Raw genomic sequence first — 16395 nt, 5'->3', positions numbered from 1 at the left:
CAATATGCGCGACAGGCTTTTCATTACGACGATGCTTCTGCCCGCAGTGGTGCTCCTGGTCTTATTCTACGGCTATCCGATCTTCGACAATCTTCGCATCAGTTTCACGGATCTGTCCCTTCTCGGCATGAAGAAGGGTGGAAACTGGGTAGGCTTGGCAAATTATCGCGAATTGCTTCATCGCGGCGATTTCAGTCACATCCTCTTCAATACCTTGATCTGGCTGACTGCGACGTCCGTGCTTCTTAGGTTGCTCATTGGGCTTGGGATCGCGGTGTTGCTAAATACTAGGGCCCTCAAGACGCTAAGGCTTGCCTCGGTTGCCCGCTTTGCCCTTCTCGTTCCGTGGGCGACACCGCCGATCGTCGCAGTGGTGATCTGGCGCTTCCTGCTCGAGCGCAATGGTTTCGTCAACGACGCGCTGATGGGGCTGAACATAATTAGTCAGCCGATCGCCTTCCTTGCCGACATGCGCACGGTATGGCCATCCATCGTGACGATCATGCTCTGGAACACCGTGCCGCTGATTGCCCTTTCGCTGCTCTCCAACTTGCAGACGGTTCCCGAGGAATATTACGAAGCAGCAGAACTCGACGGCGCTACCAACTGGCAGATGTTCCGCTTCGTGACCTTGCCGTTCCTTATGCCTGCGATTCTGGTGCTCGGACTGATGTCGGTATTCTGGTCGTTCAACAACTTCGTCTACGTGTGGTTGGCGACCGGCGCCGGGCCGGGTACCTTTACCAACGTGCTCGCCACAGAGGTCTATCTCAAGGCGTTCGTGGATTTCCGTCTCGGATATAGCTCCGCGATCGGCATGGTGATGGCGGTCGTGATGGGTGCGTTTGGAATCTTATATTTGCGGCTTGTGGCGCACCGGCAACTGGAGGAGACGCTGTGACTGCTACGGCGCCCTCACGGCACTGGCGCGATCCGGGCGGATGGCAATTTGTCCTTGCTGTTGTGCTGACGATCGTCACGCTGTTTGTCCTGGTCTATCCGGCCATCTACGTGCTCGTCGGTTCGTTCCGGCCCGGTGGCGGCCTGCTGTCGACGGCGGAGACGTTCACGATTCGCAACTACGTTCGGATTTTCCAGGCCGGCTTCGGGCGCTTCATCCTCAACAGTGTGGTCATCTGCGTGGCCGCTACGGTGGTCTCCACCGTGCTGTCGGTCATGGCAGCTTATGTGTTCTCGCGCTTCGAGTTTCGCGCCAAGCGGACCCTCTTCACGGGAATCCTTTTCGGCCAGGTGTTTCCCTGGATCGTCCTGATCAATCCGCTATTTGTGGCGTTCGCCGCCATGCATCTGATCAACAGCTACGTCGGGATGATCCTCACCTACACCGCCTTCACAATCCCGTTCTCGGTCTACATGCTGGTAGGCTACCTTGTAACCGTGCCGAAGAGCCTCGATGAGGCCGCCATCATCGACGGAGCCTCGCGCTGGCAGGTCATCTGGCTGATCATCTGTCCCGTCATGCTGCCGGGATTTGTGGCGACAGCCACCTATGCCTTCCTGCTGTCCTGGACGGAATACCTGTTTGCGCTCGCCTTCCTGACGCAAACCGACCTCAAGACCTTGCCACTCGGTCTCTACCAGTTCTTTGGCGACGATTACGTCGACTGGGGCGCGGTCATGGCAGCATCTGTCGTCACGACGCTCCCGGTCTTTCTGCTTTTCCTGCCGATTCAGGGGTGGATCTCGCCGGGACGCATTGCGGGAGCCGTCAAATGAAGCGCCGCTTGCATGTCCGGAGCGGCAGTTGAGCGGCCCTACGATCGAGAAGCTGCGCGTGGCCTTGGTTGCGGCTCCGCTTGACACACCGATCGTTGCGCCATTCGGTACGGTAACGACGCGTCACAACCTCCTGGTCCGCGTCGAGACTAGCGATGGTTGCTGGGGTATCGGCGAAGCCTGGGGGAATTTTCCGCCCTGGGGATGCCGTGAGCGGGTTGACATCCTGACCAATGTCGTGCGCCCCGCTCTGATCGGCCAGGCGCTGGACGATCCGGCAAGACTTTATCGTGGGCTTGCTCAGACGATGCGCGCTCTCGCCAACCAGCTCGGAGCTCCCGGTCCTTTCCAACAAGCGCTCTGCGGGGCAGACATTGCGCTATGGGATGCGATGGCCCGGCGTGCCGGCTGCCCTCTGGCCGATTTCATCCGGGGGCGGCCCTCGTCGCGACGCGTGGATGTCTATGCGACGAATCTCCCGATCCAACGTCTCGCCGCGGTCGAGGAGATGGCATCGAAGGGGCACACACGCTTCAAATTCCGCGTTGCAGGGAACGACACGCTATTTCTTGATCGGCTGCGGGAGGCCCGTTCGGTCGTCGGCGCACGGCCGATGATGGCAGACGCGACACAATCCCTTCAGCTTGAAACATTGCGTCCGCTCGTCGGAGCTCTCGACGAGCTTGCGCTGGAGTGGCTGGAGGAACCATTCCTGGTCGATGACGAGAAATCCTATGTTGCCTGGTGCGCCCAGAATGTCAGGCCACCGATAGCGCTTGGCGAAAACTCGTACCGACTTGCAGGGTTTCGGCGGCTTCTTGACGTCATCAGGCCGGAGGTTGTGCAACCCGATATCACCAAGACGGGGGGCATCAGCGAAGGGCAGGAGATATGTCGCGATATCCTCGCAGCCGGTCGACGCGCCTGCCTGCACATGTATGGGGGGCCCGTTGGCCTCTATGCCAGTGCGAATCTCAGCGCCGCAATCGATGGGATGTCCTGGCTGGAAATGGACTCCTTGCCCAATCCGCTATTCGACATGCTTCTTCGCCACCCCCCGACAGTCGAGGACGGCAAGTTGCATCTTGGAGCGGAGCCCGGGCTCGGAGAACTCATCCGGGAGGATGTTTTCGAAAGGTTTGAAGTTATATGATTGCGTGAAACGTAGAGGCGGACGGGAGCAATTATTTGAAGAGGGCGTCCAAACCGTCGACAAAGCGGGGCCAGTCGCGGCGGTTGCGGGAGCGCAAGCAGCGGCTCGGCATCTCGACGTATCGTCGAGTGGCTTCGGTACTGCGGCGGCGCATATCAACCGGAGAATGGCAACCGGGGGATCGCCTACCTGCACTCGACGCGCTCGTTGAAGAGTTCAAGGTTGGCCGTGTCACCGTCCGGCATGCGCTTGACCTTCTAGCCGACGAGGGGCTGATCGTGCGCCATCGCGACAGGCGCGGCAGCTCAGTGACGGCCAAGCCATTAGATCGCCGCTGGTTTACCTTGGCCCTCAATTTGGCCGAGCTCGAAACCCACTCGTCTTCGATCACGGTGACGGAACTCGAGAGCGGACCATGGGGAAGTCGGTTACCCGTCACCGCCACGGAAGGGAGGCAAAGCGACAGTTATCATCGCGTCGTTCATCTCCACCATCATTCTGATTTTCCCCGACCGATCGCCATGACCGAGATTCTGATCGATAGTGCGATCTATGCTGGGCTCGACGCCAAGGCAACCAAACGAAAACGACCAATCCTGGAGCGCTTGGCGGCGCGCCATGCAGATCTCGGACAGATCCAGCAGACCTTGACGATCGGCGAAGCTGACCTCGATCTCGCCCGAAACTTAGGTATTCATGAAGCCGCACCGATAGCCGAGCTGCGCCGCATCATCCGCAACGGTGCCGGCACGATTATCTATTTCGGCCATCTTTTCTTCCGCGGCGACCTTGTCCGTCTCGACTTCTCCGTCGATCTGAAAACTTAGCTAGTTTCATTCTGTTTCTATCTTCGGGTTAGACGAGCAGACAAGTTCGCCGTTGCGGAAGCTGGGCTCGCCCCTGCGGCGTCCTGCGGCACACATTGCCTGGTTCGGCCAACCCATCTCGGTTGCCGACGTTGCCCGGCCCGACATCGATCAGTTCGATAAAGCTGGCTTCATCGTTCGACGCGATTTCCCGTCCGCGGACGAAGGACGACCGCTGGAGACTATCGCGCGTAGAGCTGGCGCCGCCTTAGAGGGGCGGACTCATCTTCGAAATGGTGGGCGATAGATGAGCGGCACTTTGCGTGCCGACACCGCTCGATTCATGTTGACCGTAATACGGTACAGCCGTATTGTAGTTCGATACAAGAGGGTTCGGAACGAGCCGTCGTTCGGTGAAGGTGGGCAACGCATGTCGATTAACGTCCGAGGTATCGAGTTTCAGGCCAATCTCGACAACCCAATGGGGCTGGAATTCTACAACCTGTCCCATCGCTTCGGCTTCCAGTCGCCGAATTGGCCGTATTTCGAAGACGTCAAGATCGAGCGCATCCACTACATGGCGAAGTCGGGTGTGCTGTCCCAGCGCATCACGACCAGCATGCACAACACCACTCACATCGACGCCCCCGCGCATGTCGTCGAGGACACGCCGTTCATTGACGAGGTGCCGCTGCCGCATTTCTTCGGCACGGGAATCGTCGTTTCGATCCCAAAGAACTATTGGGAGCCGATCACCTACGACGATCTCGAAAAGGCAGCCGGCAAGGCCGTGCGGCCGAACGACGTCGTGATCGTCAACACCGGCTGGCACCACAAGTACCGCGACAGCGAGGAGTATTTCTGCAAGTGCCCGGGCTTCGTTCCGTCCGCCGGCGACTGGTTCGTCGAGAAGAAAGTGAAGGTCGTCGGTCACGATACCCAGGCCAATGATCATCCGCTTGCCACCGCGATCGGCCCGCACCGCAACGGCCCGCTGCACCCGCATCTGGCGGACGAATACAAGAAGTGGTCGGGCGGGCGCGACTGGAAGGAAGATCATCCCGAGTGGGAGCCTGTGCACCGCAAGCTCTTCACCAACGGCATCCTGGGCATCGAAAACGTCGGCGGCGATCTCGACGCGGTGACCGGAAAGCGCGTCACCTTCGCGTTCTTCCCCTGGAACTGGGACCGCGGCGACGGCTGCATCATTCGTCTCGTCGCGATGATCGACAAGTCGCAGAAGTACCGGATCGAGGACGGCGCAAGCTTCGGTCCCGGCGCATAAGCGGCCGCATCAACATCAGGACGCGGGAGGACGTGCATGCACGTGAAGCGCTTCGCGGACGCCAAGCCCTATGAGGCACCAAACCATCGCGGCGTCGTCGGCTTGCGTTTACAGGGATTCGAGGCCGGCGGTCCCGCCAATCAATGGGTCGGCTATTCGCAATTTCTGCCGGGCGGCGGGGCGGGGCCCGATTCCACGCCGTTCGAGAAGGTCTATGTCGTCCTCGAAGGCCGCATGACGATCGTTGTCGATGGCCGGGAGACGGTGCTGGGTCCGATGGACTCCTGCACGATCGCGCCGGGCGAGGTGCGCGAGATCGTCAACCGCGAGAACGACATTTGCAAGATGCTGGTCGTGATTCCCTATCCTGCGGGAGTGAAGCCATGACAGGTGCGCCGACTGATCCTCTCGCGCTGTTTTCGGTCGCGGGCAAAGTCGCCATCATCACCGGTGCCTCGGGCGCATTCGGTGCGGTCGCGGCGGAGACGCTGGCGTCTGCCGGCGCCAGGCTGGTGCTGACGGCGGGCAAGGCCAAGGAATTAGCCGTGGTCGCCGCCGCGTGCCGGCAGCGAGGTGCCGAGGTCGAGGAAATCGCGGGGCGGCCCAATTCCGAAGCGGCTTGCGATGCCATTGTCGCCAAGGCCGTTGAACGGTTCGGCCGTGTCGACATCCTCGTGGTGGCATCCGGCAAGAACGATGTGGCCAAGATCGTCGAGATGGCGCCCGAGCGCTTTCTCGACGTGATGGATGCGAACGTCACGCAGAGCTGGCTGATGTCGCGCGCGGCCGGCCGCCAGATGCTGGCGCAGGGTGAGGGCGGTAAGGTCATCCTGATGTCGTCTGCGCGCGGCCTGCTCGGCCATCCCGCCGGATACACCGCCTACTGCGCCTCGAAATCCGCCGTCGACGGCATCACCCGGGCGCTCGGATGCGAATGGGGCCCGACCGGAATCACGGTCAACGCGATCGCACCGACTGTTTTCCGCTCGCCGCTCACCGCGTGGATGTTCGGCGACGACGAGCGCGCGACGACGACACGCGCGGGATTCCTCGCGCGCGTACCGAAAGGGCGTCTCGGCGAGCCTGCAGATCTCTCGGGGCCGCTCCTGTTTCTGGCATCCAAAGCGTCCGACTTCTACACCGGCCACATCCTGTACGCAGATGGCGGCTATACAGCGGGTTGAGCCATGAAGGAGCGCATCGCGATTCTCGGTGGCGGCCTGATGGGGCACGGGATCGCGCAGGTGTTCGCCTGCGCCGGTCATCATGTTCGCGTTACCGACCCCATACGCGAGGTGCGTGAACGGATTCTCCCGCGCATCGAGGCCTCGCTGGATGGGCTCGGTCTCGACCAGGCCGCTTTGTCTAGAATCGAGGTCCTCAACACACTCGGGCCCTGTGTCGCGGATGCTGATCTCGTCGTCGAGGCGGTGCCGGAAGATCTAGAGTTGAAGCAGCGGATTTTTGCCGATGTCGAGCGCGCGACCAGGCCGGACGCGATCCTTGCATCGAACACATCCGTCATCCCCATCGGGCAGATCATGTCCCGTGTGGCCGACAAGTCGCGGGCGATCGGGACGCATTGGTGGAATCCGCCCTATCTCGTTCCGCTCGTCGAAGTGGTTCGCACCGACCAGGCCTCGGACGCCGTCATCACCGCGACGATGGAGTTGCTGCGCCGGGTTGGAAAGTCTCCCGTCGAAGTCAAGAAGGACGTTCCGGGCTTCATCGGCAACCGCCTTCAGCACGCGCTGTGGCGGGAGGCGATCGCACTGGTCGCCGCTGGAGTGTGCGATGCGCGGACGGTCGATGACGTCGTCAAATCGAGCTTCGGCGCGCGTCTTGCCGCGCTCGGACCAATCGAGAATGCCGATCTGGTTGGGCTCGATCTCACGCGTGCCATCCACAGCTACATTCTGCCGTCTCTCGACCGGTCGACCGAGCCGTCGGACTGTCTCGACCGGTTGATCGACGAAGGTCGGCTTGGCTTCAAGTCGGGGCGCGGATTTCTGGAGTGGCCGCCTGAAGCGCAGGCGGCGCTGCGGTCGAAAGTGACGAACCATCTCAAATCGGCCTTCGGCACGTCGACCAAGGAGTGATGCAATGGTAAAGCGGCGTTCGGACAGGGTCATCATCACCTGCGCGATCACCGGCGGCATCCATACCCCGACCATGTCCGACGCGTTGCCCTACACGCCGGCCGACATCGCGGCCCAGTCGATCGCAGCTGCCGAGGCGGGCGCTGCGATCCTGCACCTGCACGCTCGCGACCCCAAGGACGGCCGGCCAACGCCGGATCCCGCCGTGTTTATGCAGTTCCTGTCGCGGATCAAGCAGTCGACCGACGCGGTGATCAACGTCACGACGGGCGGATCGCTCAGCATGACAGTCGAGCAACGCCTGGCCGCACCGCTGGTCGCCAAGCCCGAAATGTGCTCGCTCAACATGGGCTCGATGAATTTCGGCATATTTCCGCTCGCCGACCGCTACCCGACGTTCAAGTACGATTGGGAAGAGCCTTATCTGCGCGGCACGGACGACTTCATCTTCCGCAATACCTTCCGCGACATCGAACGCATTTTGAATATGCTCGGTGAGGAGCACGGCACGCGGTTCGAGCACGAATGCTACGACGTCGGTCACCTCTATAATCTCGCCCACTTCGTCGATCGCGGTCTCGTCAAGCCGCCATTCTTCGTCCAGACCATCTTCGGCATCCTCGGTGGCATCGGCGCTGAGATGCGCAATCTGATGTTCATGAAGGAGACGGCCGACCGGCTGTTCGGTGACGACTATCACTGGTCGGTGCTGGCGGCCGGACGCGCGCAGATCCCGTTCGCGACACAGGCGGCGATGCTGGGTGGCAATGTACGGGTCGGCCTGGAAGATTCGCTCTACATCAGCCGTGGCCAGCTTGCCTCGTCCAACGCCGAGCAAGTTGCCAAGATCCGTCGCCTTGTCGAGGAACTCGGCCATACCATTGCGACGCCGGCCGAAGCGCGGCAGATGCTCGCGCTGAAGGGAGGCGACAACGTTGGATTCTAGAAACTAGCAACGACGCACAACGACGTCGACGAATGGGAGGAAGGGCAATGATGGATTCAGGACGCAAGGGACTGGACGCCAGGGTGGCTTCCCTGACCAGGCGCGAGACCATGCGCGGCGTCGCCGTTGCGGGTCTGGCCGTGCTCGCGGCACCGGCCTTCACCGGACGCGCCATGGCGGCCAAGCCGATCAGGATCGGATTCGTGAGCCCGCAAACGGGCCCGATCGCCGCATTCGGCTCAGCCGACGATTTCGTGGTTAGCGAGATCCGAAAGGTGATCGGCGGTGGGATCTCGATCGGCGGCATCAAGTATCCGATCGAGATTCTGGTGCGCGACAGTCAGTCCAATCCGAGTCGGGCGGCCGAAGTCGCGGCGGAGCTGATCACCAAGGACAAAGTGAACCTGATGCTCGCCTCGAGCACGTCGGACACCGTCAATCCCGTCGCCGATCAGTGCGAGCTCAACGGTGTGCCCTGCATCACCACGGATACGCCGTGGGAGGCCTATTTCTTCGGTCGCGGCGGCGAGCCTGCGAAGGGCTTTGACTGGACCTATCATTTCTTCTGGGGCGGCAGCCAGGTGGTTCAGACCTTCACCGGTCTGTGGAATTCGATCGAGACCAACAAGGTCGTGGGCACGCTGTGGTCGAACGATCCCGACGGCGTTGCGCTGAGCGATCCCAACAAGGGGCTCCCGCCCGCCTTTGCGAAGGCGGGATTCAAGGTCGTGGACACCGGCCTGTTCACGCCACTCTCGAACGATTTCAGCGCCCGGATCGCCAAACTCAAATCCGCGCAGGCGGAGATCGTGACCGGCGTGTTCCTGCCGCCGGACTTCGCGACCTTCTGGGCGCAGTGCGGCCAGCAGGGATATCGGCCGAAGGCGGTGACGGCCGCCAAGGCGCTGCTGTTCCCGGCCTCGGTCGAAGCGCTCGGCGAGCGCGGCGCGGGCCTGTCGTCGGAGGAGTGGTGGTCGCCGGATCATCCGTTCAAGTCGGGCCTGACCGGCCAATCGGCCTCCGAACTATGCGACGCCTTTACCAAGGCGACGGGGAAGCAGTGGGTGCAGCCGATCGGCTTCAAGCACGCGGTGCTCGAAGTTGCGCTCGATGTCCTCAAGCGCACGAAGCAGGTCGAGGATCCCAAGTCGATCCTGGATGCGATCGCGGCGACCGATTATCAGTCGATCGTCGGCCCGGTGAGCTGGAAGAAGGGGCCGGTCAAGAACGTCTCCACGACGCCGCTGGTCGGCGGCCAGTGGGTCAGGGGCGACAAGTTCAAGTACGAGATCAAGATCGTCAACAACTCGGCCTATCCAGATATCAAGACGGTGAAGAAGTTCGAGCCGATCGCCTATTGAACCGCGCCGGCCTCTCGCGTGGAAAGGTCGATTGATGACCATCGCGCTGTCGCTCCGCAATGTGTCGAAATCGTTCGGAGCGATCCGCATCGCCGACGGTATCGACCTCGACATCAGCGAGAACGAGGCCGTCGGCATTCTCGGGCCGAACGGCGCCGGCAAGACCACGATCCTCGGGCTGGTGACGGGGACATTGTCGCTCGACGCAGGCGCCGTGGAGTTCCGGGGGCGCGATATCACGGCGCTGCGGCCGGAGCAGCGCTGTCGGCTCGGAATTGCCCGCGCCTATCAGGTGCCGCAACCGTTCGGCGACATGACCGTGTTCGAGAATTTGATGGTCGCCGCCTGCTTCGGTGCGGGCAAGAGCATCGCCGAGTCCCAGGCTGGATGCCTTGAAATTCTTGAAGACTGCGGACTTGCCGATCTTGCCAACGTCCATGCGGGCCGTCTCACGCTGCTCAACCGCAAGCGGCTGGAGCTGGCGCGAGCGCTCGCGACCAAACCAAAAATTCTGCTGCTGGACGAGATCGCAGGAGGTCTGACCCAGCATGAGTGCGACGAACTGGTGGCGCTGATCCGCCGCGTCCACGGCACGGGGGTGACCATTGTCTGGATCGAACATGTGCTGCATGCCCTGATGTCGGTCGTGGGCCGGGCGCTGGTGCTCTACCAGGGCAAGTTCATCGCCGACGGTGCTCCCGCCGACGTCATTCGCGAGCCGAAGGTGGCGGAGATCTATATGGGGATCGACACCGATGCCTGAAGCGCAGCTGCTGCGCGTCAACGCGCTGAAAACCTTCTATGGCGACTTCCAGGCCCTGTATGGCGTCGACATCGAGGTGTCGGCCGGCCAGATCGTCGCCATCATCGGCGCCAACGGCGCCGGCAAGAGCACGCTGCTCAATTCCATCGTTGGGCTCAATCCGGCGCCGCCTTCCGCGATCCGCTTTTGCGGCACGGATATCGGCGGCGAGGCGCCGTACAGGATCGTCCGGCGTGGGCTCACCATCGTGCCGGAGGGACGGCGATTGTTCACCTCGCTCAGCGTCGAGGAGAACCTGCTGATCGGCGCCGAGGTCAAGCGCCCCGGTGAATGGACGTTGGCGAAAATCTACCAGCTGTTTCCGATCCTGCGCGACTTCCGCAACCGGCCGGCGCGGCTATTGTCCGGCGGCCAGCAGCAGATGGTCGCGATCGGGCGGGCGCTGATGTCGAATCCGAAACTGCTGCTGTGCGACGAACTGAGCCTTGGCCTCGCGCCGGTCGTCGTCAAGGAGATCTACCTCTACATCAAGCGCATCGTCGCCGGCGGCGTGTCCGCCGTCATCGTCGAGCAGGACATCCAGCAGGCGCTGAAGATCGCCGATCACGTCTACTGCATGCTGGAGGGCCGCATTGCGCTTCAGGGGCCGGCGCGGTCGCTGTCGCGCGAGGCGATTGCGGCGGCCTATTTCGGAGTGTGACCATGGAGCATCTGGCGAACGCGCTGGTGCAGGGGGTGATGATCGGCGGCCTCTATTCGATGTTCGCCGTGGGGCTCGCGCTGATCTTCGGTGTCATGCGCCTCGTCAACATCGCCCACGGCGATCTCATCGTGCTCTCCGCCTATGTCGCGCTTGTCGCCACGCAATCGCTGGGGCTGAACCCGCTGGTATCGCTGGTGGTCGTGGTGCCCGTCATGGCGCTGGTGGGTTACGCGCTGCAGCGCGGGCTGTTCAACCGCACCATGGGTGCTGACGTGTTGCCGCCGTTGCTGGTGTCCTTTGGGCTTTCCGTGATCATCCAGAACGCGCTGTTGATGAGTTTCTCCGCCGACAACAGGCGCTTGCAGGCGGGGAGCATCGAAGTCGCCAGCGTGACCTTGACCGATGCGATCAGCATCGGCGTGTTGCCGCTGCTGCAACTTGTGCTGGCGGTCCTGGTGATCTTCGGACTTCAACTCTTGCTCTATCGCACCGCGATCGGGCGTGCCTTTCGCGCGGTGTCCGATGATCCCAAGGTCGCGCAACTGATGGGCCTCAACAACAAGCATGTCTTCGGGCTGGCGATGGCGCTCTCCTGCATGATCGTGGCGCTCGCCGGCGTGCTGCTGGCGATCCGCGCCAATTTTGACCCGGCGACCGGGCCGACGCGACTGATCTTCGGTTTTGAGGCGGTAATCATCGGAGGCTTGACGAATTTCTGGGGCACGCTGGCCGGTGGCATCTTCCTCGGCGTGGTGCAGTCGGTGGCGTCGTCCTTCGATCCGGGCTGGCAAATCCTCGCCGGACATATCGCATTTCTCGTCGTCCTGGCGGTACGGCCCAACGGTCTCTTTGGTGCGGCGAACTGAGCATGTCCGGCTTTCACGTCACACGATCATCCACGCTCACGCTGGTCTCATCCATCGGCGCGGTCGCGCTCGCAGCGGTGCTCGCGAGTGGGGCGCTCTGGGCCTCAAACGACACGCTACGGCTGGCGACGGATGTCTTTCTCTATGTCGCACTCGCCTGCCTCTGGAATTTCCTGGCGGGCTATGCGGGCCTGGTCTCGGTAGGGCAGCAGGCCTATGTCGGCCTCGGCGGCTACGTTCTGTTCGCTTTGGCCGCAAAGGCCAACATGCCGGTGCTCTACACGATCCCTTTGTTGGGGATCGTGGCGGCGTTGCTGTCGGTGCCGTCGGCAAAACTGCTGTTCCGGCTGCGGGGAGCGTATTTCACGATCGGGTCCTGGGTGCTTGCGGAAGTCTTTCGCCTGACCGCGATCCTGATCGTGCCGCTTGGCGGCGGCTCCGGCATGAGCCTCCCGGTCAGGGTGGCGCAGACGCTGGGACGCACGCCGCACGACCGCTTCGTCATGACCTACCTGATCGCCTTGGCGTTGCTGCTCGCGATTCTGGTAATGATCTTCCTGGTGCTGCGCTCGCGCATCGGCCTGGCGCTGACCGCAATCCGTGACAATGAGGTCGCCGCGCGCAGCAACGGTGTCAATGTCGACCGCATCAAGCTCGTGGTCTACGTCGCAGCGGCATCGGCGACCGCAATGGTCGGCGGGCTGATCTTCCTGCAGCGGCTGCGCATCTCGCCGGATGCCGGCTTCAGCGTCAACGACTGGACCGCCCTGATCATCTTCATGGTCGTGATCGGCGGGATCGGCACATTCGAAGGGCCGATCCTGGGCGCGCTGATCTACGTCTTCCTGCGCGAGACGCTGGCGACGCTCGGTCCGGTGTACCTGATCATCCTGGGCGCGGTCGCGATCGCGGTGATGCTGGTCGAGCCCCGCGGCATCTGGGGCTTCGTCCGCTCGCGCTGGGGCGTGCAGCTTCTGCCCCTGGGGTTTTTCGTCGGGAAGTCCCCTCAGCGCTGAAGGTGGAACAGTATCTCGGCGTTGCCGTGACAGACCAGGCGGCGCACATCATCCGGGATCGGTGCGGTCTCGATGAAAGCAGCGGCGATATCGGATCGCTCGAAGGGATAGTCGACCGAGAACAGCACGCGGTCGCTGCCGAGGGCGCTGAGCGCGCAGAGCAGGGGCTCAACCGAGCAAACGCCCGATGTCGTCACCGTGACATTCCGCTTGAAGTATTCGGACGGCGCCAGCGCAAGGCGCTTGTCGCCGCGGTTTGAAATCTCCCAACGGCTGTCCAGACGCCATAACTGAAAGGGCAGGGCCTCGCCCATGTGGCCAAGGATCAAAGTCGCTTTCGGAAAGCGGTCGAACAGTCCGGAGAACACCAGGCGCAGCGCATGATTGGCGGTCTCGACGCCCCAGCTCCACACCGGGCCCCAGAGCTCCGGATGGTCCTCATACATCGCCGGCTTGTCGACGGGATTGCCCGGATGGATGTAGATCGGTGCGTTGAGTTCTTGCGCCCGTTCCCACAGTCCGAAGTAGCGGGAATCGTCGAGGTAGATGCCATTGGTCTGGCCGTTGACCATGGCGCCGACAAAGCCGAGATCGCGGACGCATCGCGTCAGTTCGGTGGCGGCCTCGGCCGGATCCTGCAGGGCGAGGTGGGCGAAGCCGCCATAGCGCGCGGGATTGCGCCGGACCTGTTCGGCCAGGAAGTCGTTGGCTTCGCGCGCAAGGCGGACCGCGGTCGCAGTGTCTCGCTCGATCTGAACTCCGGGGCCGGCAAGGGAGAGGATCGCATGCGAGACCTCGCTGGCATCCATCGCCGCGAGCCGTCGCTCGCCGAAGTCCGCGAGCGCGCCCAGCGCCTTGTCGAACAGGTCGGGACTGATATTCGCGGACGTGCTCTTGAAATAGGGGATGAATTGGGGAGCCATGAAGTGCTCCTCGAGGGCGATCTTTCGCATCAGTGCCTCCGAAATCGAGTTGGTTGCCGATTAGTGCCCGGCCGTGTTGAGAACGGGGGTCACGGCGATCTGGTTTTTCTCGCGGGTCAGCAACAGCACGGCGATCGCGGCGATGATCGGCATCAGGCCGAGCACCAGGAAGACCTCGCTTGCGCCGAGACCATTGCGCAGCATCCAGCCGGTCACCAGCGGTCCGCAGACCTGGCCGCCGCGGGCCATCGCCAATCCCCAGCCCAGCCCGGTGGAGCGGATCAGCGTCGGATAGAACGCGGTCGCCAGTGCGATCACGCCGACGCCGCCACAGCCGAGGAACAGGCCGCTGAGGAATGCCGATGCGATCGTCAGGCCGGGATAATCAGGCATCTGGCCGACTGCAGCGGTGAACACCGTGGCCAGCACGAAGGCGCTGGTCAACAGCTTGAACGGCCCGATCCTGGCGAGCAGTGCCCCACACAGGAGCATGCCGACCACCGCGCCGCCATTGTTCAAGGCGACGACCGCGAACGCCTGTGAGGGCTGCAGCCCGTTCGGCTTCACCAGCAGCGTCGGCACCCAGAGCGGGATGAAGACGAGAATGGTGAAGGCGATGCAGAAGATCACCCACAGCAGCAGCGTTGTCGTCAGGCGGCCGTCCGTGAACAAGCTGCGCACGCCTGAATGGCCATGGGTGTGATCGATGGCGGTGAACTGCTCCTGCGGGTCGACCGCGCTTCCCTTGATCTGGGCTGCGATTGCGCGGACCTTCGGTTGGGTCTTGCCGCGCAGCGCGAGGAACCGCAGCGATTCCGGGACGGCGAGCGCGAGGATGACGGCAAGGATCATCGGCAGGATGCCGCCGACGTAGAAGATCGAGGTCCAGCCATAGGCCTTGAGCAGCGCAGATCCCACAAAGGCGCCGGTCATTCCACCGAGGGGAAAGGACGCCCACATCAGTGCGATGACGAGCGGTCGTTTCCGTGCCGGCGTATACTCGGCCGCCAGCGCCGTGAAGCAGGGCGCTGCGCCGCCGAGACCGAGGCCGGCGCAGAACCGCAGCGCCAGCAGCGCCTCGAACGAGGTCACGAACACGGTGAGCAGGCTGAACAGGCCGAACAGCACGGTCGAGAGGATCAGCATCTGCTTTCGGCCAACGCGGTCGGCGAGCGTGCCTAATCCCAGCGCCCCCGTCAGTGCGCCGAGCAGACCTGCCGCGAAAATCGGTGCAAGTCCGGCCGGTGTGAGCGACAGGACCTTTGCAAGCTCCGGCGCGGCGATGCCGATCGACTGCGTGTCGACGCCGTCCAGGATCGACGCCAGCCCGCACAGGGCGACGACGCGGATCTGGAGCGGGCTAAAGCGGGATTCGTCGATCAGGACACCGACGTCTGTGGCACGCGCATTCATGGATTCCTCCCCCGAGCTACTTCACTATTTGGTGCAGCTGTACGCCATGGGCCGGTGTCAATGCACCGAGACCACGCACTTCTTGATGCCGCGCAGCACGTTGTTGACGCTGCGCTCCATCTCCCTGAGCTCGAACCGCTTGACGCGTTTGGTCAGCGCGGCGAGCAGGGCGCGGATTTCCATGCGCGCGAGATTATTGCCGACGCATTGATGCTCGCCAAAGCCGAAGCCGAGATGCTCGTTGGTGCCGCGCCGGTTCACCTGGAAATGGTCGGGATCCTCCCAGCGGCGTTCGTCACGGTTGGCCGAGCCGAACAGCAGGATCGCGCGCGACCCCTCGGGCAGGACCACGCCGTCAATCTCATGATCCTCGGCGACGTAGCGCGAAAAGGCCTGGATCGGGCTTTCAATCCGGATCGCCTCGTTGATCGCCTGCGGCAGCAGCGCCGGATTTTCGTGGACGACGTCCCATTCCTGCGGATGCCGCGCGAACAGCCAGATCGCGCTGATGGTCGCGAAGATCGTCGTGTCCAGCGACGGGCCCATATAGTCGTTCATCAGGAACGGGCAGATCGCAGGATCAATCTCGCCGCGGTCGGCGGCATCCCAGATCATCTGCGCCCATCCGCCCGGCTTGAGCTTGCCCGGAACGCACTGGGTGAAGGCGTAGTGGACCATCTCGGCGACGACGGGAAATGCCGCATTGGTCCGCGCGTTGATCGGCCCGAAGCAATCAAAATTCGCCGGCGCCCAATCGAGCATCCGTTCGCGCCCCTCTTCAGGCAGGCCGACGAGTTCGGAGACGATCGAGACGGGGAGGTGCGGCGCCAGTTCGGTCGCGACGTCGAAAGTGCCCTTGGCGACGAGCCGTTCCACGATCGTCTCCGCTTCCGCGGTCACGCGCTCGCGCAGCGACGACAGTGCCTTTGGCGTCAGGGGCCGCTCGATCACTTTGCGTAAGACGTCGTGGGTCGGCGGATCGCTGCAGAGCAATCCGCCCTTGAGCTTCTCGTTCATCTCGTCGTTCATGGTGACGCCGCCGGCCGACGAGAACACTTGCCAGTTCTCGAGCGCGCCACGGACCTCGGCGTAGCGTGGAAGCACGAACATGTCGTAGGCGTCGAGCCACACCACCGGCCCTAGATCGCGCAATTGCCGATAGATCGGGAACGGGTCGAGCAGCGCCTCGGTGGTGAAGAGCTCAAGCGACGAAGAGGGAGCCCGTGCCATGATGTCCTCCTTGCATTTCCAGCTTCAGGAACCGGCATCGGCGATGCCGTTTCCGGTCGGTTCTTCGCTCGCGTTGACCGCGAGTCGTATTGTC

The 16395-nt window shown here is 62.8% G+C and carries 17 protein-coding genes; 14 read left to right on the top strand and 3 right to left on the bottom strand.

Annotation, left to right across the window (positions count from 1 at the left end; translation table 11 throughout):
• Positions 1 to 4 precede the first annotated feature (4 nt).
• From BI327_RS03255 to BI327_RS03190, 14 genes are all read left to right on the top strand, one after another.
• Entirely contained in the window at positions 5 to 901 is an 897-nt protein-coding gene (locus BI327_RS03255) for a carbohydrate ABC transporter permease (protein ID WP_076858332.1), read from the top strand.
• Positions 898 to 1737: a carbohydrate ABC transporter permease gene (locus BI327_RS03250; protein ID WP_076858331.1), complete on the top strand. Its 840-nt coding sequence runs from the start codon at positions 898 to 900 to the stop codon at positions 1735 to 1737. The genes BI327_RS03255 and BI327_RS03250 overlap by 4 nt, the downstream gene beginning before the upstream one ends.
• 28 nt (positions 1738 to 1765) lie before the next feature.
• Positions 1766 to 2890, top strand: a complete 1125-nt coding sequence (locus BI327_RS03245) for a mandelate racemase/muconate lactonizing enzyme family protein (protein ID WP_076858330.1) — start codon at positions 1766 to 1768, stop codon at positions 2888 to 2890.
• Between the two features lie 35 nt (positions 2891 to 2925).
• Entirely contained in the window at positions 2926 to 3717 is a 792-nt protein-coding gene (locus BI327_RS03240) for a GntR family transcriptional regulator (protein WP_076858329.1), read from the top strand.
• 409 nt (positions 3718 to 4126) lie between these two features.
• Positions 4127 to 4981, top strand: a complete 855-nt coding sequence (locus BI327_RS03235) for a cyclase family protein (protein WP_076858328.1) — start codon at positions 4127 to 4129, stop codon at positions 4979 to 4981.
• 36 nt (positions 4982 to 5017) lie between these two features.
• Positions 5018 to 5368 (top strand): cupin domain-containing protein, encoded by a 351-nt coding sequence (locus BI327_RS03230; protein ID WP_076858327.1) that lies wholly within the window; start codon positions 5018 to 5020, stop codon positions 5366 to 5368.
• Complete coding sequence (locus BI327_RS03225; RefSeq protein ID WP_076858326.1) at positions 5365 to 6165, top strand: SDR family NAD(P)-dependent oxidoreductase; 801 nt, start codon at positions 5365 to 5367, stop codon at positions 6163 to 6165. Before BI327_RS03230 ends, BI327_RS03225 begins: the two co-directional genes overlap by 4 nt.
• Positions 6166 to 6168: 3 nt before the next feature.
• Positions 6169 to 7080: a 3-hydroxyacyl-CoA dehydrogenase family protein gene (locus BI327_RS03220; protein WP_076858325.1), complete on the top strand. Its 912-nt coding sequence runs from the start codon at positions 6169 to 6171 to the stop codon at positions 7078 to 7080.
• Positions 7081 to 7084: 4 nt separating this feature from the next.
• Complete coding sequence (locus BI327_RS03215) at positions 7085 to 8026, top strand: BKACE family enzyme (RefSeq protein ID WP_076858324.1); 942 nt, start codon at positions 7085 to 7087, stop codon at positions 8024 to 8026.
• A gap of 47 nt (positions 8027 to 8073) precedes the next feature.
• Positions 8074 to 9387, top strand: coding sequence for an ABC transporter substrate-binding protein (locus tag BI327_RS03210; protein WP_076858323.1), 1314 nt, complete (start codon positions 8074 to 8076; stop codon positions 9385 to 9387).
• Positions 9388 to 9421: 34 nt separating this feature from the next.
• On the top strand, positions 9422 to 10150 hold the full coding sequence (locus BI327_RS03205) for an ABC transporter ATP-binding protein (protein ID WP_076858322.1): 729 nt from the start codon (positions 9422 to 9424) through the stop codon (positions 10148 to 10150).
• Positions 10143 to 10850 (top strand): ABC transporter ATP-binding protein, encoded by a 708-nt coding sequence (locus BI327_RS03200; RefSeq protein ID WP_076858321.1) that lies wholly within the window; start codon positions 10143 to 10145, stop codon positions 10848 to 10850. The genes BI327_RS03205 and BI327_RS03200 overlap by 8 nt, the downstream gene beginning before the upstream one ends.
• A gap of 2 nt (positions 10851 to 10852) precedes the next feature.
• Complete coding sequence (locus BI327_RS03195) at positions 10853 to 11719, top strand: branched-chain amino acid ABC transporter permease (RefSeq protein ID WP_076858320.1); 867 nt, start codon at positions 10853 to 10855, stop codon at positions 11717 to 11719.
• Positions 11720 to 11721: 2 nt separating this feature from the next.
• The gene (locus BI327_RS03190; protein ID WP_076858319.1) at positions 11722 to 12735 is read left to right on the top strand and encodes a branched-chain amino acid ABC transporter permease; all 1014 of its coding nucleotides are present in this window, start codon (positions 11722 to 11724) and stop codon (positions 12733 to 12735) included.
• Here the strand turns inward: BI327_RS03190 and BI327_RS03185 are convergent.
• The 3 genes from BI327_RS03185 to BI327_RS03175 are packed head-to-tail and all read right to left on the bottom strand — an operon-like array spanning position 12726 to position 16301.
• Entirely contained in the window at positions 12726 to 13688 is a 963-nt protein-coding gene (locus tag BI327_RS03185) for an amidohydrolase family protein (protein ID WP_076858318.1), read from the bottom strand. The two genes, BI327_RS03190 and BI327_RS03185, sit on opposite strands and share 10 nt — an antisense overlap.
• 30 nt (positions 13689 to 13718) lie before the next feature.
• On the bottom strand, positions 13719 to 15071 hold the full coding sequence (locus BI327_RS03180) for an MFS transporter (protein ID WP_076858317.1): 1353 nt from the start codon (positions 15069 to 15071) through the stop codon (positions 13719 to 13721).
• Between the two features lie 57 nt (positions 15072 to 15128).
• On the bottom strand, positions 15129 to 16301 hold the full coding sequence (locus tag BI327_RS03175; protein ID WP_076858316.1) for a cytochrome P450: 1173 nt from the start codon (positions 16299 to 16301) through the stop codon (positions 15129 to 15131).
• Positions 16302 to 16395 lie beyond the last annotated feature (94 nt).

Origin of the sequence: Bradyrhizobium mercantei (genome assembly GCF_001982635.1) — a bacterium.
GTDB classification, from domain to species: Bacteria; Pseudomonadota; Alphaproteobacteria; order Rhizobiales; family Xanthobacteraceae; genus Bradyrhizobium; species Bradyrhizobium mercantei.
Note: the sequence above shows the minus strand (reverse complement) of the source record. Positions and strands in the feature narration are given on the sequence as shown.